This window comes from Hymenobacter qilianensis (assembly GCF_014489555.1).
In the GTDB taxonomy this organism is placed as follows: domain Bacteria; phylum Bacteroidota; class Bacteroidia; order Cytophagales; family Hymenobacteraceae; genus Hymenobacter; species Hymenobacter qilianensis.
The window spans coordinates 1,200,857-1,226,101 of the sequence record NZ_CP060784.1 but is presented as its reverse complement, the minus strand read 5'-3'; the positions used below and the strand labels follow the sequence as shown (position 1 = coordinate 1,226,101).

24 protein-coding genes and 2 pseudogenes are annotated in these 25,245 nt (G+C 55.7%); 10 read left to right on the top strand and 16 right to left on the bottom strand.

The features are described from left to right. Positions 1-50: 50 nt before the first annotated feature. Positions 51-998 (bottom strand): 3-oxoacyl-ACP synthase III family protein, encoded by a 948-nt coding sequence (locus H9L05_RS05690; protein WP_187734195.1) that lies wholly within the window; start codon positions 996-998, stop codon positions 51-53. Positions 999-1,203: 205 nt separating this feature from the next. Between H9L05_RS05690 and H9L05_RS05685 the strand changes: the two genes are divergently transcribed. Beyond that, positions 1,204-1,752 (top strand): hypothetical protein, encoded by a 549-nt coding sequence (locus H9L05_RS05685; RefSeq protein ID WP_187733369.1) that lies wholly within the window; start codon positions 1,204-1,206, stop codon positions 1,750-1,752. A gap of 11 nt (positions 1,753-1,763) precedes the next feature. Here H9L05_RS05685 and H9L05_RS05680 read toward each other — a convergent pair whose 3' ends face one another. The 5 genes and pseudogenes from H9L05_RS05680 to H9L05_RS24835 all read right to left on the bottom strand — a co-directional run bounded on the left by H9L05_RS05680 (position 1,764) and on the right by H9L05_RS24835 (position 6,756). Next, positions 1,764-2,741: a DUF3667 domain-containing protein gene (locus H9L05_RS05680; protein WP_187733368.1), complete on the bottom strand. Its 978-nt coding sequence runs from the start codon at positions 2,739-2,741 to the stop codon at positions 1,764-1,766. Between the two features lie 186 nt (positions 2,742-2,927). Continuing rightward, positions 2,928-3,656, bottom strand: a complete 729-nt coding sequence (locus H9L05_RS05675; protein ID WP_187733367.1) for a head GIN domain-containing protein — start codon at positions 3,654-3,656, stop codon at positions 2,928-2,930. A gap of 194 nt (positions 3,657-3,850) precedes the next feature. Beyond that, positions 3,851-4,246: an ACT domain-containing protein gene (locus H9L05_RS05670; RefSeq protein WP_187733366.1), complete on the bottom strand. Its 396-nt coding sequence runs from the start codon at positions 4,244-4,246 to the stop codon at positions 3,851-3,853. Positions 4,247-4,255: 9 nt separating this feature from the next. Then, a pseudogene (locus H9L05_RS05665) lies at positions 4,256-6,312 on the bottom strand (M13 family metallopeptidase). Between the two features lie 315 nt (positions 6,313-6,627). Beyond that, positions 6,628-6,756 (bottom strand): hypothetical protein, encoded by a 129-nt coding sequence (locus tag H9L05_RS24835; protein WP_262892632.1) that lies wholly within the window; start codon positions 6,754-6,756, stop codon positions 6,628-6,630. A 68-nt stretch (positions 6,757-6,824) separates the two neighbouring features. Between H9L05_RS24835 and H9L05_RS05660 the strand changes: the two genes are divergently transcribed. After that, positions 6,825-7,058 (top strand): hypothetical protein, encoded by a 234-nt coding sequence (locus H9L05_RS05660; RefSeq protein ID WP_187733365.1) that lies wholly within the window; start codon positions 6,825-6,827, stop codon positions 7,056-7,058. Positions 7,059-7,126: 68 nt separating this feature from the next. Further along, the gene (gene arfB, locus H9L05_RS05655; RefSeq protein ID WP_187733364.1) at positions 7,127-7,534 is read left to right on the top strand and encodes an alternative ribosome rescue aminoacyl-tRNA hydrolase ArfB; all 408 of its coding nucleotides are present in this window, start codon (positions 7,127-7,129) and stop codon (positions 7,532-7,534) included. Positions 7,535-7,562: 28 nt separating this feature from the next. On the opposite strand, the gene H9L05_RS05650 is transcribed toward arfB, so the two are convergent. The 4 genes and pseudogenes from H9L05_RS05650 to H9L05_RS05635 all read right to left on the bottom strand — a co-directional run bounded on the left by H9L05_RS05650 (position 7,563) and on the right by H9L05_RS05635 (position 11,686). Then, positions 7,563-8,282: a hypothetical protein gene (locus tag H9L05_RS05650; protein ID WP_187733363.1), complete on the bottom strand. Its 720-nt coding sequence runs from the start codon at positions 8,280-8,282 to the stop codon at positions 7,563-7,565. 82 nt (positions 8,283-8,364) lie between these two features. Continuing rightward, complete coding sequence (locus H9L05_RS05645; RefSeq protein ID WP_187733362.1) at positions 8,365-9,276, bottom strand: magnesium transporter CorA family protein; 912 nt, start codon at positions 9,274-9,276, stop codon at positions 8,365-8,367. Positions 9,277-9,379: 103 nt separating this feature from the next. After that, a pseudogene (mgtE, locus tag H9L05_RS05640) lies at positions 9,380-10,761 on the bottom strand (magnesium transporter). 97 nt (positions 10,762-10,858) lie between these two features. After that, positions 10,859-11,686 carry an ion transporter gene (locus tag H9L05_RS05635; protein ID WP_187733361.1) on the bottom strand — a complete coding sequence of 276 codons (828 nt, stop codon included), beginning with the start codon at positions 11,684-11,686 and terminating at the stop codon, positions 10,859-10,861. Positions 11,687-11,917: 231 nt separating this feature from the next. Between H9L05_RS05635 and H9L05_RS05630 the strand changes: the two genes are divergently transcribed. From H9L05_RS05630 to H9L05_RS05620, 3 genes are all read left to right on the top strand, one after another. Further along, complete coding sequence (locus H9L05_RS05630; RefSeq protein WP_187733360.1) at positions 11,918-12,724, top strand: cyanophycinase; 807 nt, start codon at positions 11,918-11,920, stop codon at positions 12,722-12,724. A 155-nt stretch (positions 12,725-12,879) separates the two neighbouring features. Continuing rightward, positions 12,880-14,133, top strand: coding sequence for an OmpP1/FadL family transporter (locus tag H9L05_RS05625; RefSeq protein ID WP_187733359.1), 1,254 nt, complete (start codon positions 12,880-12,882; stop codon positions 14,131-14,133). 101 nt (positions 14,134-14,234) lie between these two features. Further along, positions 14,235-15,614 (top strand): SGNH/GDSL hydrolase family protein, encoded by a 1,380-nt coding sequence (locus H9L05_RS05620; RefSeq protein ID WP_187733358.1) that lies wholly within the window; start codon positions 14,235-14,237, stop codon positions 15,612-15,614. A 74-nt stretch (positions 15,615-15,688) separates the two neighbouring features. Here the strand turns inward: H9L05_RS05620 and H9L05_RS05615 are convergent, their stop codons facing one another. From H9L05_RS05615 to polA, 3 genes are all read right to left on the bottom strand, one after another. Beyond that, positions 15,689-16,702 (bottom strand): YpdA family putative bacillithiol disulfide reductase, encoded by a 1,014-nt coding sequence (locus H9L05_RS05615; RefSeq protein ID WP_187733357.1) that lies wholly within the window; start codon positions 16,700-16,702, stop codon positions 15,689-15,691. Positions 16,703-16,755: 53 nt separating this feature from the next. Next, positions 16,756-17,190, bottom strand: a complete 435-nt coding sequence (locus tag H9L05_RS05610; RefSeq protein WP_187733356.1) for a DoxX family protein — start codon at positions 17,188-17,190, stop codon at positions 16,756-16,758. Between the two features lie 297 nt (positions 17,191-17,487). Continuing rightward, positions 17,488-20,346 carry a DNA polymerase I gene (polA, locus tag H9L05_RS05605; protein ID WP_187733355.1) on the bottom strand — a complete coding sequence of 953 codons (2,859 nt, stop codon included), beginning with the start codon at positions 20,344-20,346 and terminating at the stop codon, positions 17,488-17,490. Between the two features lie 144 nt (positions 20,347-20,490). On the opposite strand from polA, the gene H9L05_RS05600 reads away from it, so the two are divergent. The 3 genes from H9L05_RS05600 to H9L05_RS05590 all read left to right on the top strand — a co-directional run bounded on the left by H9L05_RS05600 (position 20,491) and on the right by H9L05_RS05590 (position 21,762). Further along, positions 20,491-21,063 carry a DUF1684 domain-containing protein gene (locus tag H9L05_RS05600; protein WP_262892630.1) on the top strand — a complete coding sequence of 191 codons (573 nt, stop codon included), beginning with the start codon at positions 20,491-20,493 and terminating at the stop codon, positions 21,061-21,063. A 79-nt stretch (positions 21,064-21,142) separates the two neighbouring features. Next, positions 21,143-21,418 carry a hypothetical protein gene (locus H9L05_RS05595; protein WP_187733354.1) on the top strand — a complete coding sequence of 92 codons (276 nt, stop codon included), beginning with the start codon at positions 21,143-21,145 and terminating at the stop codon, positions 21,416-21,418. After that, positions 21,388-21,762 carry a 3'-5' exonuclease family protein gene (locus H9L05_RS05590; protein WP_187733353.1) on the top strand — a complete coding sequence of 125 codons (375 nt, stop codon included), beginning with the start codon at positions 21,388-21,390 and terminating at the stop codon, positions 21,760-21,762. The genes H9L05_RS05595 and H9L05_RS05590 overlap by 31 nt, the downstream gene beginning before the upstream one ends. On the opposite strand, the gene H9L05_RS05585 is transcribed toward H9L05_RS05590, so the two are convergent. From H9L05_RS05585 to H9L05_RS05575, 3 genes are all read right to left on the bottom strand, one after another. Then, positions 21,763-22,533 carry a TPM domain-containing protein gene (locus tag H9L05_RS05585; protein ID WP_223284747.1) on the bottom strand — a complete coding sequence of 257 codons (771 nt, stop codon included), beginning with the start codon at positions 22,531-22,533 and terminating at the stop codon, positions 21,763-21,765. After that, positions 22,433-23,050 (bottom strand): TPM domain-containing protein, encoded by a 618-nt coding sequence (locus tag H9L05_RS05580; RefSeq protein WP_317175117.1) that lies wholly within the window; start codon positions 23,048-23,050, stop codon positions 22,433-22,435. The genes H9L05_RS05585 and H9L05_RS05580 overlap by 101 nt, the downstream gene beginning before the upstream one ends. A gap of 79 nt (positions 23,051-23,129) precedes the next feature. Beyond that, entirely contained in the window at positions 23,130-23,708 is a 579-nt protein-coding gene (locus tag H9L05_RS05575) for a LemA family protein (protein WP_187733351.1), read from the bottom strand. Between the two features lie 154 nt (positions 23,709-23,862). Between H9L05_RS05575 and H9L05_RS05570 the strand changes: the two genes are divergently transcribed. After that, the gene (locus tag H9L05_RS05570; protein ID WP_187733350.1) at positions 23,863-24,864 is read left to right on the top strand and encodes a sugar phosphate nucleotidyltransferase; all 1,002 of its coding nucleotides are present in this window, start codon (positions 23,863-23,865) and stop codon (positions 24,862-24,864) included. Positions 24,865-25,245: the final 381 nt, after the last annotated feature.

Genomic DNA, 25,245 nt, shown 5'->3' with positions numbered 1-25,245 from the left:
CCCCATACGTTTATGGGGGCTTTTTTCTGGGCTTAGTCGTTGGCGCTGTTCTAGCGCTCCAGCAGCATAGCCCCGTACGAATAGCCGCCGCCAAAAACAGTGATGATGATTCGCTCGCCGGGCTGCAAGCGTGGGTGATAGTCGGCAAGGGCAATGGCGGCACCCGCGCAGCCGGTGTTGCCCAGGTCCTGAATGTTGGAAATGGCGCGTTCTGGTGGTAAACCCAAGGCCTGTACCACGTTTTTGGTGATACGCAGGTTGGCCTGGTGCGGAATCAGGTAAGTTACGTCGTTGACTTCCAGTTTATTACGCTCCAATACCTCGCTCGTAACGCGGGCCATATACTGGCAGGCGTGGGTGAACACGTCGCGGCCGTGCGGCATTACGATGCCTTTCTCCACCGGTTTGAGCGTAACAGCGGTATCGGCTTTGCCTACGTGGGCGGCACCGCCGGTACGCAGATCCACTATGCGTAAGTCGCTGTCAGCGAGGCGCTCTTTACTGATGAGCAGTGCCGCCGCGCCATCACCCCAGAGGTGACCGGCCACGGTGTCCTCTTCGTTGTTGTACGCTGTGTTGTGCTCCGATACGATTACTAAAGCTCTGGTAGCCTTATTCATAGCAAAGTAGCCTTCTACAATTTCAACGGCATTCAGCAACGACGAGCAGGCCGAGGAAATACTCACCACCGGAATGTCGGCTACGCCCAACTCGCGCTGTACGGCGTGCGCTAGGGTATAAATGGTGTCGTGGGGGGTGTAGGTGGCGCCCACAATGAGGTCGATGCTATCGGCGGCGATGGCGGGCACGGCGGCCAGCACGCGGCGCGTGACCTCGGTGGCCATGGTGTTGGTGTTTTCGCCAGGAGCAGCCTTACGACGCTCCCGGATGCCGGTGCGCTCAATAATCCAGTCGTGGGAAAGGCCGTTTAGGCGGGTAAAATGCTCGTTGGTAATAACCTGGGTGGGCACATACGCCGCTACCTGATGAATGTACACGGGTGGAATGGGGCTGGATGAGGGCAGTGAATGAGGCTGCAAGTTACGGTGCTGCTAGAGAATGCACCATCAAATGGCCTCCTGCCCCGTACTTTGCGCCCTCATTTAACGTTCAAACACCCTTAGCGTGCCAGAGTTCAACAGTGATAGTAATAAGATTATGATATTTCGTCTTCCTACACGCTTGATTTTCACGGGCTTACTGATGCTGTTAACACTAGCCGCCAGCGCCCAGAAATACCGCACGGCTGCGGGCCTGCGTGTCGGCAGAGACAACTTTGGCGTAACGGTACAGCAAAAAGTGTTTGAAAGAACCACGCTAGAAGGCATCGGATTGATTGGTACCCGCGAGGTAAGCGCCACGCTGCTGGCCGAGCAGCACTTTGGCTTGCTGGGCAAAAGCCTCAATTATTACCTCGGCGGCGGCGCTCATATTGGCACCCAGAAAGACAACGGCGGCTTTGGCGGCTTCGATGCCATTGCGGGCGTGGAGTACAAAATTGCCTTTGTGCCCGTGGTGCTTTCCCTAGATATAAAGCCCAGCGTAGAAATCAGTAGCACTGACTGGTTCCGGTTTCCGGCGGCTTTGTCGGTGCGCTGTATTCTGGTTAAAGACAAAAAAGAAGGCTTCCTGAACGATGTCTTTGGCGACGGAGACGACCGTGATGACCGCCGTCGGCAGCGGGAGCGCGAGCAGAAAAAGCGCGACCGGAACAAAGACGACGAGCCGCGCCGCGGCCTGTTCGACTTCTAAAAAAGCCCCCGCTACAGCGTAAACACACTGATCAGCGCCGACGCTATCATAGAAATGCCTAACACCAGGCCGTAGGCTACCATCATCAGAAGCACTTTGGCCAGGGTTTTAAGCGGCGGCTGCCCGAAGTTGTTGCGTAGTGCCAAGTAAAAATACACGGCTGGCAGAAAGAACAGCACCGGCTCAAACCAGTCGCTAATGTGCAGGTAGCCAAGTAGTAAGTTCACAATGAACAGCACAAACACGAAGCTGTGAAAGTGAATAGAGAAAATGAGGTGAGCTAGGTAGTACTGGTGCTGCCGCCGGTACAGCCATTTCAGAAGCAGGGCAAATAGCGGCATGAGTACAAACATGACCGTGGGCAGCATTCTAATCCATTTGTTGGTGATTTCGTCGGGGCTGGCATTGAGTGACCTTACGGTTTGGCGCAGCGCCAGGCGGCGCATGGTAGTAGGCTCTGCTCCCCGGCTTCTGATGGCCGAATCGATCCGCGCTGGGCTAGGGTCTTTGCTTATATAAAGTAGCTCCGCCTGACTGAAATTCAAGTTGAGAGCCGAGGTAAGGGGCGAGTCGGAGGAATCAGCCTCATACACCTGAAATCTGGTTGATTCGGGAGCGTTAGCGCGCACAGAATCAGCGACTTCTTGCACGCCTTTCTTCTCCAGCAGCTTCCTCGTGGGCTCTTTACTAACGGGGCCCATGCTCAGGGATAGCAAAAAGAAAAAGACGAAGCTCAGAAAGACGTACAGCCGAATAGGTGGCACATACGGCATTCGCTTGCCTTCCAAAAACCGCTTCGTAAGTTCACCAGGCTTGAAGAGCAGCAGCTTAGCCGTGCGGAATACCTTGCCGTCGAAGTGAAATAAGCCTTCCAGCGTTTCTTCCAGCACATGCCCCGCCGACAGGTTAAGCTCATGATTCTGCTGACCGCAGCGGGGGCAGTATTCGTTAGGGCGGTCGGGGGAAACGTGTAGTGGCAGTTGGCGCAAGCCGGGAGTTTAGTAGCAGTATGAGGCATAAGCAAACAAGTAAACGATTAGGCCGCAAGCCACGGAAAACGTGGGCATAAGTACGAACTTTTAACTCAACCCTCTATATAGCTTAGCTGAATTATATGTAATAAAAAAGCCCCCTAGGCGATTGCTGGGGGCTTTTTAGATACTGGTTAAGCAAGATTAGCTGCTGCGAACCCGGCCGCTGCCCGCCGTGGAGGCATTAATCTGGGGCTTGCCCGTCACGTACACATTGCCGGAGCCGGCCAGGCTGGCGTCGAGAGTTTTGGTTACTTCGATGCGGCAGTTGCCCGAGCCGCTGATGCTCACACGGCTGGTTTCGCTGCGCATGTTAGGCGCATTTACCTGGCCTGAGCCGCTAATGCTTACTTCGTGGCGTGGGCTGGTGCCCGACATGGCCATTTCGCCCGAGCCTGATACCGACGACTTCAGTTTGTTGGCCTGCACGCGGCTCAGCTTCATGCGGCCCGACCCGCTCACCGAAAGCTCCAGGTTATTACCCTGAATAGCCTCTGAGGCGCTCATATTGCCGGAGCCGCTTACGCCCAAGGCTTCGATGGTAGGCATCGTGACGTAGACCGTCACTGGTCTTTTAAAGTTATACGACGACCAACTCATGCCCATACCTCGCTTTTCCTGTTTGGTGCCTACCCGCAGCTTGCCGTTGGTTACCGTCGTTTCCACGTGCGAAAGATCTTCCGGGTCGGCTTCTACTTCCACCTTTTGGGGGCTGCCCTGGCGTAATACGATGTTGAACGACCCTGCTAGGTTGAGCTGCGAGAAGGCTGGCACGCTACGCACCTCACGCTCAGCAGCCGCATCGAGACGAAAAGCCGACAGCACAAACAGCACGGCCAGCAGGGGAAAACAGAACAAGCGTAGGTTTTTCATAGTACTAAGGTCAGCTTAAGAGGTGAAAGGTAAGTCAGTACCCATAAGATGAAGAACTTACACCAACCGTTGCCTCCCGCCTGAAGTAAGTCAGCGCCGTAGTAGTCGTTGCTGCTGAAACCCTCCTCTAATAGCGCCGCTTTAAGCGCAAAAAGCCCCCAGAGCATTTCTAGGGGGCTTTTTTGTTTGTTACATCAGTCAGATAGTTTTCTTAGCAGCTGCAGCGCCTCGTCGGCGCGGGCAGTAGGTACAAAGAGATGGTCGTGGTAAAAGGCCGACACGGCATTCACGCTGATACCATGCGCCGCAAGCATAGCGGTAATGCGCGCTAAAAAGCCAACTGCCTCCAGGCTGGAATGTATGTTCAGCGTAATCATACGACACGGGTAGCTGTAGGGCAGCTCTGCCTGTTCCGCTTGCGTCTTCATTACGATGAGCGTCAAGCCCTCCGCCTCGCGAAAAGTGCCCATGGGAGTCAGTAATTCCGGTATAGGCCGAGTCGGGGGCAGCGTGCAGAATACGTACTCCTCAGTCAGCAGCACCGGCTGCATAGAGCGCAGCAGCTCATTCAGGTTTGTTTCGCCGGTCATGGCAGCGCGTTACCAGATCTTCACGCGGGCCGAATCGGGTAGATATAGCTTCTGACCGGGCTTCACGTTGAAGGCTTCATAAAACTCGGGCACGTCGGCGAACGGACCGTTTACGCGGTAGCTGGCCGGCGAGTGCACATCGGTGAGGATGCGTTGGGCCAATACTTCGTCGCGCTGGTGGCTTTGCCAGCCGAGCGCGTAGCCGAGGAAGTAGCGCTGCACGGGCGTGAAGCCGCCAATCTTTTCGCCTTTCTTGTACTGCTCGGTTTTCTTAAACGCATCGAGAGCAATGACAATGCCCCCAGATCGGCGATATTTTCACCAGCCGTGGCTTTGCCGTTGATGTGCAAGGAGTCGAGCACGGTGTAGCCGTTGAACTGGCGCACAATGCCATTTACGCGTTGCTGGAAGGCGGCGCGGTCCTTTTTGCTCCACCAGTTGCGCAGGTTACCTTTTTCATCAAACTGGCTGCCTTCGTCATCAAAGCCATGCGTAAGCTCGTGGCCGATGGTGCTGGCGCCGGCATAGCCATAAATGACGGCGTCGTCGGCGTTTTTGTCGATCAGGCCGGGAATGGAGAAAATGGCCGCCGGCAGCACAATCTCATTGTTCGACGGATTGTAGTAGGCGTTGTAGGTCTGGGGCGTCATTTCCCACTCGGTGCGGTCCACGGGTTTGCCCAGCTTATTCGCTCGGTAGCGATACTGCCACTGCTTGGCGCGCATCACGTTTTGGGCGTAGGAGTCGCGGGCAACTTCCAGGCTCGAATAGTCGCGCCACTTATCGGGATAGCCCACTTTCTTCGTGATTTTGCTCAGCTTCACCAGCGCCTTTTGCTTGGTCGAGTCGCTCATCCAGTCCAGCGCCTGAATATGCTCGCGGAAGGCCGCCACCACGTTTTCGGTCAGCTTCTCGTAGCGCTCTTTGGTTTCGGGGGTGAAATATTCCTTTACAAATTGCTGGCCCAGGATTTCGCCCATGGCGTCTTCTTCCTCATCCAGCACCCGTTTCCAGCGGGCGCGCTGCTCCTTTTGGCCTTGCAGCACCGTGCCGTAGAAGCGGAAATGCTCGTTGTCGAGCGGGCGGCTGAGGTTAGAGGCGTACGCATTCACCAAATGCCACTGCAAGTAAGCTTTCCAGTCATCTACGGAGGCGGTTTTCAGGAGCTGCTCGGCTTTTTTGTAAAACTCCGGCTGACCCACAATCACGGTGTCCACTTTGCCCAACTCCATTTGAGTAAGCAAGGTTTTCCAGTTGAGGCTGGGAGCGAGCTTGCCCAGATCGGCCACGGCCATTTTGTTGTAGTTGGCGTACGGGTCGCGAAGGTCTTCCAGCTTGCGCGAGGAGCCCGCTAGCGCCGTTTCCAGGCGCACGACGCGGGCGCTGTTGGCTTGCGCCTGTCCCGAATCCTGGCCGCTGAGCTGAAACATGCGGGCCACGTGCCGGCCATACTCCTTGCGAATGTTGGCGGTGCGCGCGTCCTTATTAAAGTAGTAGTCGCGGTTTGGCAGCCCTAAGCCAGACTGCCAAAGATAGGTGGTCATCTGGTCGCTCTTTTTGGCGTCCTGACTTATAAATACCCCAATCAGCGCATTCACGCCCAACGGCTGCAAACGAGCAATTACCGCCGGCACATCCTGCACGGTGCGTATGGCCGCAATGCGGTTTAGCTCAGGCTGAAGCGGCGTAATGCCCTGCTTGTCAATGGTGACTGAGTCCATGCCGGTAGCGTAGAAATCACCAATTTTCTGCTCGTTGCTGCCGGGTTTGGCCTTGGCTTTAGTGGCTTCTTCATTGAGCTTGCGCAGACGGGCGTACACCTCGTTCTGCACTTCCTTGCCAATGCTCCACGAGCTTTCAGAGGCCGGAATAGGGTGTTTCTTGAGCCAGGCGCCGTTGGCATACGTGAAAAAGTCGTCGCCAGGGTTTACCGTGGTATCGGCGTTGGCTTGCAGCAGATCGGGCTGGCCAGAACCGGTTTTGTCCGACGACTGGCAGCCATTCAGGGCCAACAGGGCAACCGGCAGGGCAAAAAGCCATTTGCTGGCAGCAAAAGAATAGGTCATAGAGGGGAAGGGGTTTGACTGAAAAAAGATAACTAAGCTACCAGTTCTGGGCAACTATCGGTACACCGACGGTTCCGGTTAGCGCCGCGTTGCACGCAAGAGGTAAGGCAGCTTATGAGTAACACTTTTGTCATGCAGAGGCGGAGCCGAAGCATCTCGCTTGTATGGTGAGATTACTAATCCTGCGCCAGCACGCGAGATGCTTCGCTCCGCTCTGCATGACGTTCAAAAAGCCCCCCAGAGCTTTGGATTAGTGAATGGCGCTGGAGAAAAGTGTCACATTTATCGTTGCGGGGCGTACCTTGAGCTACAATGTCACTGAAGCTGCTTGTTCTGCTCAATTTCGCCCTGGCGGCATACCTCACGGGCCTTATCTGGACGGTGCAGCTGGTGCATTATCCCAGCTTCGCCTTCGTGGCAACGGATAAGTTTGTGGCGTTTCATCGGGCCCACTCCACGCGTATGGGCTGGGCAGTAATGGCCCCGATGGTGGCCGAGCTGGGGCTAGCGGCGTGGCTGGCCTGGCAGGGGCGGGCACTGGGGGCAATGTGTGGTGGAGCCTGGCGCTGGTGCTCCTTATCTGGGCCGTTACGTTCTTTGTCTCTGTACCTTTTCACAACCGCCTCGCCCAAGGCTTCGATTATATTGCTATCGATGGGCTGGTGCGGACCAACTGGCTGCGTACCATAGCCTGGACGGCGCGCTTTGCATTGCTCGGCTACATGCTGTGGCGACTAATTAAGTAGCTCCAGCGAGCTTTCCCCGCAGTGTTTTTTCCGCTTCAGCGTGTTAATTGCTAACTGTTACTTTCTAAATGACTCTTCCGCCCGCCGCATACTTCTGGCCCGAGCTACAGGTGCAAACCAGCCGCAGCAGCGGTCCTGGGGGGCAAAATGTAAACAAAGTGGAGTCGCGGGTGGAGCTGCGGTGGCAGGTATCCTCCTCCCAGCTCATCACCGACGAGCAGAAGGAAATGTTGCTGCAAAAGCTGGCACCCCAGCTCACCACCGAAGGCTACCTGTTGGTAACTGCTCAGGAAGACCGTAGTCAGCTGCGCAATAAGGAAATTGCCCTCCAGAAATTTCATGACCTGCTCAAGCGAGCTTTGCACAAGCCCAAAGCCCGCAAAGCCACCAAACCCAGTAAAGGCGCCGTGCGCAAACGCTTGGAAACCAAGAAAAAACACAGCGAGAAAAAAACAAACCGCCGGCTGGATTTATAAAGACAGCTAGCCATAACGAAGGCGTTATCTAGTTCAAATCCAGGCCAAACAGAACCCCAAACCACGGCTTGCTCTGATATATCCAATGCTGGCCATCAGGGCCCATCAGCTGGTCAGCACCCACGGCTAAGCCCAGGTTAAAGACGCGGGCATCGTAGATAGCGGCGGCCCCAAAGTGAATCACAAAGCCTTCGTACTCAGCGACCCGTGATTGCTGATTCGTCACATCCGGGTTGACAACGGTGGAACCCAGGCCCGTGAACAGGCCGTAGCCCAGGCCCACAGTTCGCACGTGCGGCTGCTGTCGGCCGCTTAGTAGCTGCCGGCTATTGACGTGATAAAAATCAAGTCGGCGGCCATAATATACGGCCGCGTTAAAATTGGTATTAAGCTGCAACGGCAGCGGCCCTTGGGGTGGGCGGGCCTTAAATGGAATCGTAAAGACGTCCAGGTCGAACTTGCTGTCCAACAGGATAACGTGCTGCCCGCGGCGCAAAGGGTAATTGAAGCGGCGCGGAACATGCGTTTTAGCATCAGCTTCATCCTTGGGCTGCGAGAGAAATTTCAATGAATCCTGCACCTGCTCCACATATACAGTCCGCTCCTTGCCAATGGCAGCGGCCAGAGCCGGGTCATTTGTGCGAAAAAGCCGGTAGTCGCCAGATTCCAGAGTAGGCAATTGGCCCACCGCGACACAGCCCGTAAAAAGCCCCCACTCCCCACCAAGCCGGCCAATAATAGAAGGCAACGACTTGGTTTGCAGCGCAGAAAGTTAAAACACAGCATATACCATTACATGATATTTTACAGCACGCGGCGCGAAAGCCTTGCTATATCCAGCCTTTGCGCTTAAACCAGGTATAGATACCCACAGATATCAGCACCATAGCCGCCATAGCGCCCGGATAACCCATTTTCCAGGTCAGCTCGGGCATGTATTCGAAGTTCATCCCGTAGATGCCGGCAATAAAAGTCAGGGGCAGGAAGAAGGCCGAAAACACCGTGAGCACGCGCATGGCCTCGTTCGTGCGCTGCGAAGACAACGACAGGTACAGGTTCATGAGGTTGGTGGCCGCCCCGTCGAGCTGCTGATAGAGCGTTTCTACCTTCGTCTGCAAGTCCTGTGTGTCTTGCATGAGGGTGGTGTCGTCGGTGGCCGATTGTCGGCGGAGCATGGTCAGGATGTCGCGGGTAAGCAGCAGAAGCTGCTTGGCCGCCGAGGCTTTGCGCTTCAGAAAATACAGGCCCTGCAGCGTGTTTGGCACCTCACGCTTCAGAAATATATCGGCTTCGTAGTTGTCCAGCTCCCGGGTTAGCGTGATGGCGGGCTGTACGTAGCTATTGAGCGCGTAGCGCACGATGTGAATAGCTATTTCGGCCGGTGAGCTGCACTCTTCGCCGGGGCCGCAGGCTACGTTTTTCAATTGACTTAAAACGGGGTGCGAGCGTCGATGTACCGTAATTAAGTAATCGGCCGCGTAGAAAATGGCAATCTTGGTGCTCAGCTCCTGGATGGTATCGGCTTCGTTGTTTTCGGGCGTAACAAATACCCGTAGCATGATGAAATTAAGGCCATCGTTGACTTCGAACTTGGGTAAATGAGTCGGCTCCAGACAGTCGCGCACCAGCGAATCGGGCAGATCATACTGCTCAGCCACGGCCTGAAGCTCATTCACGGCCGGGTTGGTAATGTCGAGCCAATCAAATTGACTGCTTTTCTGGGTAAGAAGCTGTTCAGTCATAGCTAGAAAGTAGGAGCCAGGAGGCAGAAGCTAGGAGCTGGAAGTCAGGAGCTAGGAGTCAGGCAATGTACCTCCTGCCTCCTAGCTCCTAGCTCCTACATGCTTAAAGCAAGGTGCCGCTCAAGAAAAGTAGCGCAAACGAAAAGTAGATCACGAGTCCGGTCACGTCTACGAGTGTTGCCACGAAAGGCGCCGATGAAGTAGCCGGATCGGCGCCGAGGCGCTTGAGCAGCAGCGGCAGCATAGAGCCGCACAACGAGCCCCACAGCACAATGCCGACCAGCGAAAAACCGACCGTAAAGCCAATCTGCCAGTAGTACTCGCCGTATTCGTTGGGGTATAAGCGCGACCACAGCAGAATGCGCAGCAGGCCCACCACGCCCAAAATGCCCCCAGCATCAGGCCCGTAGCCAGCTCGCGGCGCATCACGCGCCACCACTCGCCCAAGCTCAGCTCGCCCAAGGACATGGCCCGGATAATAAGCGACGTGGCCTGAGAGCCCGCGTTGCCACCCGCGCTGATGATGAGCGGAATAAACAGCGCCAGCACCACGGCTTTAGCTATTTCTTCCTCAAAATACCCCATGGCCGTAGCCGTAAACATCTCCCCGATAAGCAGAATCACGAGCCAGCCCGCGCGTTTGCGCACCATACCCATCAGCGGAATGCTGAGATAAGGCTCGTCGAGGGCCTGGGAGCCACCGAGTTTTTGGATGTCTTCGGTATCTTCTTCTTCCCGAATGTCGAGAATGTCGTCGATGGTCACGATGCCGAAAAGCACGCCCTCATCATTGACGACGGGCAAAGCCACCCGGTCGTTTTTGCGGAATACCTCAATGGCTTCTTCCTGGTCCTGCATGGTTTGGAGGTGGACGAAGCGCCGGTCCATCAGCTCGCTTATCTGCTTGCTGGGGTCGGCCAGCAGCACCTCCCGAATACTGATGTCGTCGATGAGCACGCCGCGTCTGTCGGTGACGTACAGTAGGCTTATCGTTTCAGATTGCCCCCCATGCAGCCGAATGTAGTCGAGCACCTGCTGCACCGTCCAGCTCTCACGAATGGCGATGTAGTCGGGCGTCATCAGGCGGCCTACGCTGTACTCGGGGTAGCCCAGCAGTTCCAGCGTCACCTTGCGCTCGGGCTCCGAGAGGGTCTGAATCAGCTCCTTTACGAAGTCGTCGGGCAGAAACTCCAGCAGGGCCGTCCGGTCGTCCGGCGACATCTCGTTCAGAATGTCCGAGATTTTATCCTGACTCAGATTGGCCAGAAAGTGCCGCTGTACGTCTATCTCCAGGTACTCAAATACCTGCGTGGCCAGCTGCAACGGCAGCAGACGGAAAATAATAAGCTGTTCGCGTTCCTCTTCCTCTTCAATCAGCTCCACCACTTCGGCGGGCTCAAACTTCTTGAGCAGTTCCTTTAATTTAAAAAATTCGCCCTCCTGAATCAGGGACGTAATCTGGTCGGTGGTGGGGTGCTGATTCATGAACTACTGAGAGGAGTGCTTCGCTAGGCAAGGATGAGTTAGTGAGAACTGGCCCTCAAAATTAACCTAAATAAACGGCCCCGCCGCTAGCGCTAGGCTATTTCTGAGTGGGGGCGGGCGGTGCCGGAAACTGACCAGCCTGCAACTCCTGACGGAGCTGGCGTAGCTCGGTGTGAAGGGCTGCCAGCTGAGCAGCTCCGGCTAACTCGGCTTCGGGGCTTTCGGCGTCGCGACCCATAAAGAATGACGCCAACGTAGCCGTGAAATAGCCAAACACCGCGAAGCCATAAAGGGCCAGCAAAAAGCACAAGGTTCGCCCTTCCAGCGTCTGGGGCCAATACTCACTTCCCAGGCTGGTAAGCAACATGGCCGTCCACCACAGCGCATCGGCGTAGGAACGGAGGCCGCCCTCCACTTTATTCTCGAAGGCATACATACCGGCCGCGCCCAAGAACAGAACAACACCCGTAAGCGCGGCCACATAACCAGCACCGCGTCGGCCAAAGCTGTTCGATAAGGCTCGCATTCCCCGATTCAGTGAGCCGACTACTTTCACTAACCGTAACCCGCGCACGGCCCGCGTGGCCCGAAACACACGCACCACCCGCGCCAGCCGAAACAGTCGCAGGGCCGGCACCAGCAAGGAGATTAGCGTAATGACGTTGCTTTTAAGAAAAGTCCATTTCCGGGGAGCCAGGATGAATTTGATCAGAAAATCGATAATAAAAATCACCCAAATCGTTGTGCCCAACAGCTCCAAGCCCGGCGACAACCCCCAGATTAGCTCAACACCTAATAAACCGAGCCACACAAAGCCTAGCACCAGCATGGGCGTTTCAAGCCAGTCGGTGAGTTGTTGTAAAAGTTCAGTACGCTCCTGCTGGAGCTGTTCCTTTTCGGGCGAGGATGTAGGATTGGAGAGCATAGGCAGAGCAGAAACGTAGGAAAGTATTTCTTCATACGCCCTCACCTTAGCCAAGTTCACGTATGCCTGACGGTGCAAAAAGCTTTTGCTCGTACTCTTGATTAAGTAGATGTGACTTGAACGCTTACACCTCAAAAAAGCCCCCAGCTTTAAAAACAAGGCAAGAAGAGTAAAACTCGTCGGTGCTTATCTCATCTTTATTGACTAACTACCTATAACTACCGCTTCTTTATGTCCAGAAAATCACCTCTCGGAACGCTCGTAGCCCTGGGCGGCGGCGACGACGACGCCATGCTGGCCATGCTCACGGATATGCTGCCCGCGCCTACTGCTACGGTCGAGATTGTAACCACGGCCTCTAGCAACCCCGGCCGCAGCAGCCGCGGCTACCAGGATAGTCTGCACGATCTGGGCTGCCGCTCGGTGCACCACCTGCGCATAGATGAGCGCCACGCCGCTGATACCGAGGAAAATCTGAGACGTTTGGAACGAGCCGCCATAGTGTTTTTTACCGGCGGCGACCAGGAGCGCATCACCGAGTTCTGGCAAAAAACCCGCGCCCTAGCCGTGCTGGCCGACCGTTACCGCCACGACGCGGCCTTCATTGTGGCTGGCACCAGCGCCGGCGCGGCCGTGCTGCCCGACTGCATGATTGTGGAAGGCCACGGCGCCCGTTCGCTCACAAAAGGCGGGCTGCGTACGGCTCCGGGTCTGGGCTTGCTGGGAGAGGTGTATCTGGACCAGCACTTTGCCGAGCGGGGCCGCTTTGGGCGCTTGGCTCACGCGGTAGTGCAGCATCCTGCGCGGCTGGGCTTAGGACTAGGCCAGGAAACGGGCATTATCGTGCGGGGTGGCCAAGAAGCGGAGGTGTTCGGCGACGGGGTGGTGATGGTAGTGGATGGGCAGCACCTACGCGGCAGCAATTTAGGCCGCATCGGTCGGGGCGAGCCGGTAGCCGGCCAAGACTTGCGCGTGCATGTATTGGTGAGCAGCCAGCGTCTGGATTTGCACAGCCGACAAGTTGTAGCTAATCAGTAAGCATAATTGCTAATTTGCCCCCAATATCCAATGAAGGCAAATTGTTCAAAGTTTAGAGCGTCCTGTAAACTACTCGGCACGCCTACTAATTTGATTGATTTTTCTACTTACATTTAGTCCCATAAACCGCAAATCCTCACTCATTCCCCTTTTTTATGAAGTTAAAATCTCTACTCCTAGTGAGTGGTGCGCTACTTACGGGTACTGCAGCCTCGGCGGGTGGCTATCAGGTAACGCTGGCCGGGCAGAAAAACAACGGTATGGGCGGCGTCGGCGTCGGCTTATCGCTCGACCAGGCTGCTATGTTTTACAATCCGGGCGCGCTGGCAATGGTGCGCGAGCGGGGCGTACAAGTAGGAGTTAATGCTACGTTTGCCCGTCAGGCTTTTGTAGCTGAAGGCGGAAGCACCCAGCGCGAACTGCAAAATACGGTGGTTACCCCTTTCAACCTCTATGCGAGCTTCGGCCCTGCGGAAGGCAAGTTTCGGGCGGGTATAGCGGTATATACACCTTTTGGCAGCACGCTGAAGTATGCTGAGGGCTGGGAAGGCCGCACGTCCCTGACCGAGATTGAGCTTCAGTCTATTTATGTGCAGCCCACCGTGAGCTACGCCATCACTGATCAGATCAGCGTAGGCGCGGGCCTGACGGTATTGGCTTACGGTGCCGTAAACCTGCAGCGTGATGTGCCTTTGCCTGATTCCTTTGGTCATATTGAGCTGGACGGTGAAGCCGAGCGCAAAGTCGGCTTTAACGCGGGTATCTTCTTCAAGCCATCTGAGAAGTTTAGCCTGGGTATAAACTACCGCTCAAAGATTGACGCCGAGGTAAAAGACGGTGACGTTACTTTCACCGGCATCGACCCTAACTCGGTATTGGCCTCCCGTTTTCCTAATACCAAATTCAGCGCTACGCTTCCCCTTATTGCTACTACCAGCATCGGTATCGGCCTCATGCCTACCGATAAGCTCACTATCGGTATCGACGTGAACTACGCTGAGTGGAGCGAGTACAAAAGCCTGGAGTTCACCTTCGCTGATCCAATCAACGGTTCTAACACCAGCGTTTCGAAGCGCAACTATGAAGATGCGCTTACCTTCCGCTTAGGTGGACAATACAAAGTGACGGAAGGCCTGACCCTACGCGCCGGTGGTGCTTATGATGAGTCGCCCGTACGCGATGGATACGTAACGCCCGAAACGCCTGACGCTAACCGTGTCAGCGGTACCATTGGTGCTTCTTACGCCATGGGCAAATTCGGAGTAGATTTCTCCACTCAGTTTGTAAGCATCGCTAAGCGTAGCCAGACGCAAAGCCAATTGGTAGCCAATGGCACTCAGGACCGCGTAGCTGGTACCTACAAAACCAACATCGTGATTCCAGGTATCGGCCTGAACTACTCCTTCTAACTCTTTGCCTCGCTTGTATCGATATGGTCTCTAAACTGTTTACTAAATCCGCCCCGTTCCTGGCGTTTCTTGGGTTGGCTCTTACGGGCTGCCAGCCTGATTTGGAACAAGACATTAAGCCCAGCAGCGGCACTGCCGACTTCTCGCGCTACATCGCCGTAGGCAACTCCCTAACTGCTGGTCAGGCAGATGGCGGCTTATACCTGGAAGGTCAGCTGAACTCTTATCCTAACCTGCTGGCGCAGCAGTTCCGCAGCGTAGGTGGCGGCGAATTTGTGCAGCCACTATTCACGGAGGCTCAGCGCAATGGCACTGGATATTTGCGGCTGGCTGGTTTCACTGCCACTGGCAGCCCTATCACGGCGCCAGTGAATACGGAGTTAGCCCTACGGGCAGGCGCTACGGCAGCCCGTCCGCTCTACACTAAGTTCACAGAGCCGATAAATAACCTAGGTGTACCCGGCATTCGCATGGCGGATATTCTTTCGACTACTTATGGTAGCGTAACGGGTAATCCACTATTCGAGCGTATTACTCCCGACGCACAGTCTAACCAGACTTACCTAGCGCGTGTAGCAGCCTCTAACCCTACTTTCTTTACAGCTTGGATGGGTAATAATGACGTGCTGGGTTATGCGACATCTGGTGGCGCAAGTACCGCCCCAACTAGTTCGCTAACAAGCACCACAGTTTTCACTGCTAACAACAACCAGCTCATCGATGCGCTCACAGCAAATGGTGCCAAAGGGATTGTTGCTACCATTCCAGACGTTACTAACATTCCTTTCTTCACCACAGTAGGTCCATCATTCCGGGCCACTTTAGAAACTCCTCAGCCTGGTTTGCCAAATGGTGTTCCTGGCATAGTAGTTCAGACTGGGTCAGCCACAGGTCCTGCAAGTGCTACCACTCGCAAGCAAATTGCAACCGCTGACATTCGCAATGCCAGCGGTGTGGGTCGCCAGTTGTTTACGCTGACATCTTCGCCTTTCCTTGGCCTGCTGAATCAGCGTACGGGGCGTGCCTGGCGCTATGTCTATGGTCAGAGTGGCCAACCAGCAGCCGGTTTCCCGCTCTTCCTGACGGCTTATGGCATTGATACGCTCCAGACGTTTGGTACCAGCATGGGTAACCCTATCCCAAGCGCCTTTGTGCTTGACGATGCTGAGCAGGCTTTAGTACGCACGGCTACTACTGCCTTCAACAATGCCATGATAGCCAAAGCCAATGCAAAAGGCCTGGCCGTATTCGATGTAAATGGCTTTTTTGCTCGTGTAGCTGCCAACGGCATCATCACTAACGGGGTAAACAATACCACTCAGTTTATTACCGGCAACCTGTTCTCGCTTGATGGGGTGCACCTAACTCCTCGCGGTTACTCTATTGTAGCCAACGAAATGATAAGAGCTATTAATCAGCAGTATGGTGCCTCGGTTCCAACGCTAAATTCAAACGAATATCGGGGTGTTAAATTCCCATAGTTCGTTTTAGGTATTCACAAAAAAGCCCCTCCGCACTGGAGGGGGCTTTTTTGTGAGTGCACTTGCCAGCGCTATTACAGCTGTACAGGCTGGAGCACGGGGGGCAAAATGGGAGCCGCCTGTCCCGCCAGATGCGCCGCAATAACAGCCGCGTGGTAGCGCCCATTCTCGATAAACCACCGACTGGTATTTAGCCCCCCGCATACGGTACCCGCCAGATATACGCCAGGGCGGTTGGTTTCGAAGGTCTCAGGGTCGTGCCAGGGAGTGCGGGCGGCGTCCGGCTGAGTGTCGATGCCTAAAGCGGCCAGCAAGCTATAGTCGGGGCGGTAGCCGGTGAGGGCGTAGATAAAGCTGGCAGGCAGGGTCTGGGGGGCATTTTCCGTCACTACATCTATCTCTCCGGGCCGGATAGCCGAAATAGTGGTGTTGAAAAGCGCCTTTATTCGGCCCTCAGCGATACGATTCACCAGATCAGGCCGAATCCAATATTTCACCGAGTCGGCTAGGGCAGGTCCGCGCACTACCAGCGTTACGTCGGCGCCGGCGCGGGCCAGTTGCAAAGCCGCTTTGGCCGATGAATTTTTGGCCCCTACCACAATTACCGGCTGCCCTACATGGGCGTACGGCTCTTTGTAGTAATGACTTACGTGGGGTAGCTCTTCGCCGGGCACGTTCAGCTTATTGGGCACATCAAAGAAACCCGTCGCTACAATCACAGACTGCGTTTGCATGCGGCCCAGGTTCGTGTGCAACTCATACGCGCCCGGTTCGCCTTCCAGGCTTAGCACGCGCTCGTAGAGGCGCAGCGGTAGATTTTCGGCGAAGGCTACCCGGCGGTAATAATCCAGGGCATCTTCGCGCAGAGGTTTGTAGCCACTAGTAGGGAAGGGGTAGCCGCCAATTTCAAGCAGCTCGGGCGTGGAAAAGAACTCCATGTTGGTCGGGTAGCCCACAATGGAATTGACCAGTGCCCCTTTGTCGACCACACAAACCGACAAGCCGCGGCGCTGCACCTCAATAGCGCATGCCAGCCCGACCGGCCCCGCGCCGATAACTATTACATCAAAAGAAGAATCCGTCGTCATACACAGTTATACCAACTCAGCCAGTCGGGAGTTCATAACTTATCGATTTGCGGCTAAGAGCGGCCATTCTTCGAGCGTTTCAACGCCTCCAAAGCTCCCGTCGACCATAGTGCCCAGCCCATCAGCACGGGCTGAAAAAACAGTCTGCCCATTCGTTTGGCGTCGGTATCGAGGCCAAACGCAGAAATGTGGTGCGTGTACTGGTGAATGTTGCCGGGAAAAACCAGCGCGTAGAAGGCCGCCAATCCTAACCCCATCCGCACCCGGTTCCGGCCTTTCAGCGATAGCAGCGCCAGCCCCAACCCGATTTCTACGACTCCCGATGCCAGCACGGTTGTGTCTTTGTCAAGCGGCACAAAGTCGGGTACCTGAGCCTGAAACTCCCGCCGCGCAAAAGTGAGGTGACCCGCGCCAGCTACTATCATAAAGGTGCCCAGCACACCGCGGGCTACATTCTGCAAAGTGGTAGTATGGATCTGGTGTGGCATAAGCGCGAGGAATACGATAGTCGTGTAGCCCCGCTATACGGTAGGCGAGCGGCTGGGGTATTGTAGTGTGAAGAAAGGTTTAGAACCGTTGTGCCTGTGGCGCGACCTTTCCGTTCGCGTATCGTCGAATCGTGGGACAGCGAAACGAACGATGATGTCTGGGGGGCTTTTTTCTTTGACTAGTGCAGCTATAGCAACGTTAAGCGAACCGAAATGCCGCGCTACAGCATTGCCGCTATTCCGGGAATAGTTACGAGCGAATAATAAAGGGAAAGCAAGTGGCTTTCCCTTTATTATTTAGTGCGCTTGCAGCCAGTTGCTGCCCGTTCCTACTTCTACTTCCATCGGTACGCTTAGCGGTAAGGCGTTGATCATCAACTCCCGGATGCGGGGCGTGATGTACTCGATTTCCTCTTTGGGCGCGTCGAACACCAGTTCGTCGTGCACCTGCAGAATCATCTTGGTGCCTAGCTTTTCCTTTCCCAGCCAGTCGTGGATGTGGATCATGGCAATTTTGATGATGTCGGCGGCGGTTCCTTGGATGGGCGCGTTTATGGCGTTGCGCTCAGTAAAGCCGCGCAGCGTGGCGTTGCGCGAGTTGATATCGCGCAGGTAGCGGCGGCGACCGAGCAGGGTTTCGGCGTATTCCAGCTCGCGGGCTTTGTTTATGCTTTCGTCCATGAAGCGCTTCACAGCTCCAAACTCTTCAAAATAAGCCTCGATAATATCCTGAGCTTCCTTGCGCGAAATGCTCAGGCGCTGAGCCAAACCGAAGGCCGAAATGCCGTAGATGATACCGAAGTTCACGGTTTTGGCTTTGCGACGCATCTCAGCATCCACGGCCGAAAGCGGCACATCGAATACTTTGCTAGCCGTACTGCTGTGAATATCAATGCCTTGGCGAAACGCCTCAATCATGGTCGCGTCCTTGCTGAAGTCGGCCATGATGCGCAGCTCGATCTGGGAGTAGTCGGCGGCGAGGAGCAGGTGGTCGGCATCGCGGGGCACGAAGGCTTTGCGGATCTCACGGCCTTTTTCCGTCCGAATCGGGATGTTCTGGAGGTTGGGGTTGGTGCTGCTCAGGCGGCCGGTGGCGGTTACAGCCTGGTTGAAGGACGTGTGCACCCGACCATCCAGCTCGCACACCAGTTGCGGCAACGCCTCCACGTAGGTAGAGCGCAGCTTGGTGAGCTGGCGGTATTCCAGAATGAGCGCGGCCACGGGGTTATCAATGGCCAGAACGCTCAGAATCTCCTCACCAGTAGCGTATTGGCCAGTTTTGGTTTTCTTGATCTTGCCGCCCCCGAGCTGCATTTTATCAAACAACACTTCGCCAAGCTGCTTGGGCGAGCCAATGTTGAACTCCTGCCCGGCCGCCTGAAAAATCTGCTTTTCCAGCTCCGTAACGTAGCCTTGCAACTCAGCGGAGTACTCACCCATGGCCGAGCTGTCGATGCGCACGCCCTCGTACTCTATATCGGCCAGCACAGGTACCAGCGGGTTTTCTACTTCGTTCAGCAGCTTCAACAAACCGATTTTGGCCAGCTTGGGCTCAAATACATGCTTGAGCTGCAAAGTCACGTCGGCATCCTCGCAGGCGTAGTCGCTGACCTGGCTGGGGGGCAAATCGGCCATGGTTTTCTGGTTTTTGCCCTTCGGCCCGATGAGCTCCAGAATAGAAACCGGCGTGTAGTGCAGGTAGGTTTCGGCCAGAATATCCATGTTGTGGCGCATGTCGGGCTCCAGCAGGTAGTGGGCCAGCATGGTGTCGAACAACGGACCGCGTACCCGCACGTTGTAGTGCTTCAAAATGGTGAGATCATACTTGATATTCTGGCCAATCTTACCAATGGTTTCGCTTTCCAAGAAAGGCCGAAACTCATCTACAAGCGCCTGAGCGGCAGCCATATCATCGTGTGGCACGGGCACGTAATACGCCTCGCCGGGCAAATAGCAGAACGACAGTCCCACCAGCCGCGAGGTCATCGTGTCTAGGCCCGTCGTTTCGGTGTCGAAGCTCACCTCTTTTTGCTGCATCAGGAAGCCCAGCAAAGACTTGCGCAGGGCCGGCGTATCAATCAGGTGATACTGGTGGGGCACATCGGCGAGGGTACGCTTGGTGGCGGGGGGCAAATTTTCGTCTTCGTCTTCGTCCTCATCCTCTGCCGTAGCTGCGGAAGCCGGCGCACCAAACAGCGCAATTTGCCCCCCAGCCGCTGCCCGCCGTGCCCGCGGCGACGGCGTAGAGCTAGCCGGTGCGCCACCGCTCAGCACCCGCGCCGCGAGTTGCCGGAATTCCAGATCCTCGAATAAAGCGCGTAGCTGCTCCTCGTTGGGCGGACCCATTTTCAGTGCCTCGGGCTCGAATGGGATGGGCACGTTCACGTGAATCGTGGCCAGCTCTTTACTCATCAGGCCCTGCTCGGCGAAGTTGCGCACGTTTTCCTGCTGCTTGCCTTTCAGCTCATCTACGTGGGCAATGAGCTGCTCCACCGATCCATACTTCTGAATCAGCGTCTTGGCCGTTTTTTCGCCGATGCCCGGAATGCCGGGAATGTTGTCGGAGGCGTCGCCCTGCAAACCTAGAATATCCGTTACCTGCTCCACGCGCTCAATCTCGAAGCGCTGGAGCACGTGGGGCAGATCAAGCACTTCGGCGGCGTTGCCCATAAAAGCAGGCCGGTAAATCTTAATTTTCTCCGTCACGAGCTGGCAGTAGTCCTTATCGGGGGTCATCATGAACACCTCAAAGCCTTGTGCTTCAGCACGCTGAGCCAGGGTGCCAATCACGTCATCGGCCTCAAAGCCATCTACCATCAGAATCGGGATGTTGAAGGCGTCAATCACCCGCTTGATGTACGGAATGGCCGTGCCGATATCTTCGGGCATGGCCTGGCGCTGGGCCTTGTACTCGGCAAAGCTGTCGTGGCGAAACGTTTTCTTCTGCGCGTCGAAAGCCACGCCGAGGTGAGTGGGCTTTTCCTTCTGCAATACCTCCACGAGCGTGTTGGTAAAGCCCAGCACAGCGCCCGTGTTCATTCCCTTGGAGTTGATGCGCGGGTTCTTGCTAAAAGCAAAGTGCGCCCGATAGATGAGGGCGAAAGCGTCGAGGAGAAAGAGTTTTTTGGGTGTTTCGGGGGCGGTAGTCTCGGTCATGGAGGCGAATATACAAGCAGGAGGAAGCAAGCGCTCTGTGTAAACGCACCAGCGCGCGCCATGTTCAGCCAATACGCCAGTTCGTATGCGAAAGCTGGTGTATTTTGGAGCATGAAATACACTTGCTTCCTTCCGCTACTGCTAATGTTGGCTTCCCTGAGTGCCGCCGCGCAAACCACTGCTCCTATCACCACGCTGCCAGTAGCAGAGCATGCCAAAGAAGTAGCGCTTTTTCAGCAGGAGCTGAACGCCGAGTACCGCAACCCGGCCGAGTCGCCGCTGCCCGCCAAAGAGCTCAAGAATTTCAAGGGACTGCCCTTTTTTCCCTTGAACAGTACCGCTCGCGTGCAGGCCCGCTTTGTGCGCGATTCGCTGGCCGCTCCTTTTGAGATGGAAACCAGCACCGCCCGCCGGCCGATGTACCGCAAATATGGCGACGCGTATTTCACGCTCGATGGGCAGGCGTTGAAGCTCACCATCTACCAAAGCCTTGATCTGATACAAAAGGAAGGCTACCAGGATTATCTGTTTGTGCCCTTCACCGACCGCACCAATGGCCACAGCAGCTACGGCGGCGGCCGCTACCTCGACTTACGCCTCGGCCAGATTCAAAACGGGCAAGTGGTGCTGGATTTCAACCGGGCTTATAACCCATTTTGCGCATATGGGGGCAATATTCCTGCCCCGTGCCGCCCGCCGAAAACCGCTTGCCCGTAGCCATCAAAGCAGGCGTAATGAGTGATCATTAAGAAGCAACGGCTCCAACGTCTGTGTACTGCCAACCGTACAGGCTGAGATGCGCTACATTTCCCTCGACCTTGAAACCTCCGGCGGCAAGCCTCAGCGCCATCAGATTCTGGAATTAGCGGCCGTGGTGGAAGATACCAAGCGCCCGCGCCCACTGACTGATTTACCCGTTTTTCGGCGGGCAGTGCGGCACCACGAGTACGTGGGCACGGCCGGCGCGCTGGCCTTGAATGCGCGGTTGCTGGAAGAGCTGGCGCGCAATGAGCCGAACCCGGAAATTTGCCCCCAGAAGAGTTGTTGCCTCAGCTGCGGGAGTTTTTACTAGCGCAAGGCTTCAAAGCCGACAAGCACAACTGCGTAACCGTGACGATGGCCGGCAAGAATATCGCTTCTTTCGACCTGGGCTTTCTGCGCGAGCTGCCCGGCTACGGCACTTTGGTTCGGGCCGAGCCTGCCATGCTGGACCCCGCCGCGTTCTACCTAAACTGGAAGAAAGATTCGCGCCTGCCCACGATGAGCATCTGCAAGGCCCGCGCAAAGTTTGAGGACAACACCGTAGCCCACGAAGCTGTGGCTGATGCGTTGGATGTCATTCAGCTATTGCGGCCGTTTTATGAGCTGCCAATGTATCAGCAGGTTGTGCCACACGGCACCGAAGAAGCGCAGTAATTACCAGTCGCCGCTGGCCCCGCCGCCGCCGGAGCTGCCGCCTCCGAAGCCGCCAAAGCCTCCGCCACCGCCGCCGAAGCCACCTCCCAAGCCGCCTCCGCCGCCAAACACACCGCGGCCGCCGCTAAAGTCGCCGAAGATGACGGGTGGAATACCCATGCCACCAAAGCCCCGGCTACGTCGGCCGCCGGAGCCGCCGCCACGGTTGCGCATAAATAGAAACAGCACCAGCACGCCGATTACCAGCCAAAAGGTCCAGCCGGAGCCGCTGTCGTCGCTGCTGCGCTCCCGTTGGTTTGTGGCTGGGTCGGCTTTGTACTCGCCTTTGGCCAGCGCAATAAGCTGATCCGTAGCCCGATCTAGGCCGTCGTAGTAGCGCTGCTGCTGGAACGCCGGCACGACGGTATTGGAGATAATACGCTTCGCCAACGCATCCGGCACGGCACCTTCTAGGCCATAACCGGTCTGGATGCGGGCTTTGCGTTCTTTTTCGGCTACCAGAATAAGGATGCCGTTGTTGCTGCCTTTTTGCCCAATGCCCCACGCTTCGTAAAGCTGTTGGGCGTAGTCGGCCAGCTCATAATCGCCTAATGTTGGAATGGTTACAACGGCAATTTGAGAAGACGTAGAGTCGTCGTAAGCCACCAGCTTATTTTCCAGCGCGGCCACCTCATCGGGGCGCAGCATACCGGCCAGGTCGTTCACCAGCCGCGGCGGACTGGGTCTGGGGGGCAAATCCTGGGCGAGGGCTGGGGGGCAAATTCCGGCCACGGCCAGCCACAGCAACAAACAAGGAACTAAGATTCGCCAGAAGGCAGAAGGGGAGGGGTGCCTCATGCGCGCGGGGCGTCGGTTTGCCAAATGAGATAGAATCGTCGAGCTCGTTGCTGTCGGTGCCCGCATCGTACGGGAAAAAATGCTGCAATTGTTCGCCCACCATGCGCACGCCTTTTTCCAGGCCAGTCACATAGTCATTAGCCCGAAAGTGCTTGAGAACGGTTTCCTTAGTGGTTTCCCAGAAGTCGTCGGGCACGGCGGCATTAATACCGGCGTCGCCAATGACCGCGAAGCGGCGCGCTTCCCAGGCCAGATAAAAAAGAACCCCGTTGCGTTGCGCCGTGCGGTGCATATTCAACTCAGCGAATACCTGCGCGGCCCGGTCTAGGGGTTCGGGCGTAGGGCAGTTATCTTCCAAGTGTACCCGAATTTCGCCTGAGGTCTTGATTTCGGCCTGTCGAATGGCGGCAACCAGCTTGGCTTCCTGCTCCGGGGTCAAAGGGTTCTTCATTTGTTTCTGATCATGGGTTTGTAGCGGCTGGTTGCCGGCTTTAGGCTTTTACGGAAAGCCGGCAACCAGCCGCTAAAACTTAAAACTGTACTGTAGGCGCTTTCTGAGAAGCCGCATCGGCCTCAAAATATCCTTTGGCCGAGAAGCCAAATACACCCGCAAATAAGTTGTTGGGAAACTGTCGGATGAAGCCGTTGTAGTCGTTAGTCATGTTGTTGAACTTGTTGCGCTCCACGTTGATACGATTCTCGGTGCCCTCAATCTGGGCCTGCAGCTCCTGAAAGTTGGCGTTGGCCTTTAATTCCGGATAATTTTCTGACACGGCTAACAAACGACCCAAACCAGCGCTTAACTGACTCTGAGCCTCCTGGAATTTCTGAATGTTTTCGGGCGTCAGCTGGTCAGCGTTAAGCTGTACACTGGTTGCCTTAGCGCGGGCTTCGATAACGCCGGTAAGCGTGCTTTGCTCGAAGTTAGCAGCACCTTTCACGGTATTTACCAGGTTTGGAATCAAGTCGGCGCGGCGCTGGTAGGCGTTCTGCACGTTACCCCATTGAGCTTTTACGGCCTCATCACGCTGCACCATGCCGTTGTAACCGCACGACGACTGCGTGAGCAGCACCATCAAACCAAACAGATAGAGAAGAAGACGTTTCATAGGAGAAAGGGAGAGGAAGGGAAAGATGGTTGTAGTTACGCACCAAATATTAAATATGCGCAGTGCAAAGTACGGAAACGCGTCTTAGCGGTTGTCTTTAGAGTTACTGCCGCACGAATTACTATTTTGCGGTCTTACGCCACGTTTGTCGTTTATGAAAGCTGTTATTCCTGTTGCTGGTATTGGTTCGCGCTTACGGCCCCACACCCACACCCAGCCCAAATCACTGGTGCCAGTGGCGGGCAACACTATTCTGGGGCACATTATCGACCGGCTGGTGGCCGCCGGCATCGAAGATTTTGTGTTCGTGATTGGCTACCTGGGCGAGAAAATTGAGAGTTACGTGCGTCGGCAGTACCCAAATCTTCGCTCCGAGTTTGTGGTGCAGGAGCCCCGCGAAGGCATTGGTCACGCATTGTGGGTCGCGCGCGAGCATTTTCGCTACGAAACCGACGGCATGCTGATTCTGCTCGGCGACACCATCGTAGACGTAGACCTGAGCCAGCTACTGGATACGCCCGGCACGGTGCTGGCCGTGAAGGAGGTGAAAACGCCCTCCATGTTTGGCCTGGTCGAGACGGATGCTACCGGACAGGTAACCAAGGTAGTCGAGAAGCCGCGCATCCCGAAGTCGAATCATGCGCTGGTCGGGCTTTATAAAATTGCCAATCCTGAGCGGCTGGCCGTGGCCCTGGAGCGTATTATCGCCGATGAGCAGCGCACCCACAATGAGTATCAGCTAACCGATGCGCTCATGCTGCTCATCAACGAAGGTGAGGAAATGACCACCACGCCGGTTGATAACTGGTTTGACTGCGGCCGCAAGGAAAGCCTGCTCGAAGCCAACGCCCGTCTGCTCAACCGCCCCGAATTTCTGGTAGCCCGCGAGTACCCCGAATTTCCGGATACCATTATCATCCCGCCCGTCAGCATCGGCCGCGACTGCCAGATTCGCCACTCCATCATTGGGCCCAATGTGGCCATAGGCGACCGCACCATCGTGCGCAACACCATCATAAGCGACTCTATCATTGGCTCGTATAGCGAGTTGCGCTCCGCCGTCATGCAAGACTGCATTGTGGGCAGCGACGCTTCTTTCAGTGGCCTGAACCACAGCCTCAACATCGGCGACAACACCGAAATCAATTACAGCTAATAGTCTGGGGGCTTTTTTTTAGCCTAGTTCATTACCAACTGTTGACCGTCATGCAGAGCGGAGCGAAGCATCTCGCGTGTTTAGCGGGAGTAGTAGCTCAGCTAAGAAGAACGTCATGCTGAGCTTGCCGAAGCATCTCAGTTGGTTACTAATCCCAATCGGTGCACAACGAAGCGGTAGAGATGCTTCGGCAAGCTCAGCATGACAATTACTACTCCGACATCAGCGCGCGAGATGCTTCGCTTCGCTCTGCATGACGGGCTATATGACATCTTTACTAGCCATCTGCTGCACTGCCTAACTGTCTAATTCAAAAACATTCGATAATATCGATAAGGCTGCCAGCCGAGAAGTGGCACAAAATTTTACGAGTTTCTCAGC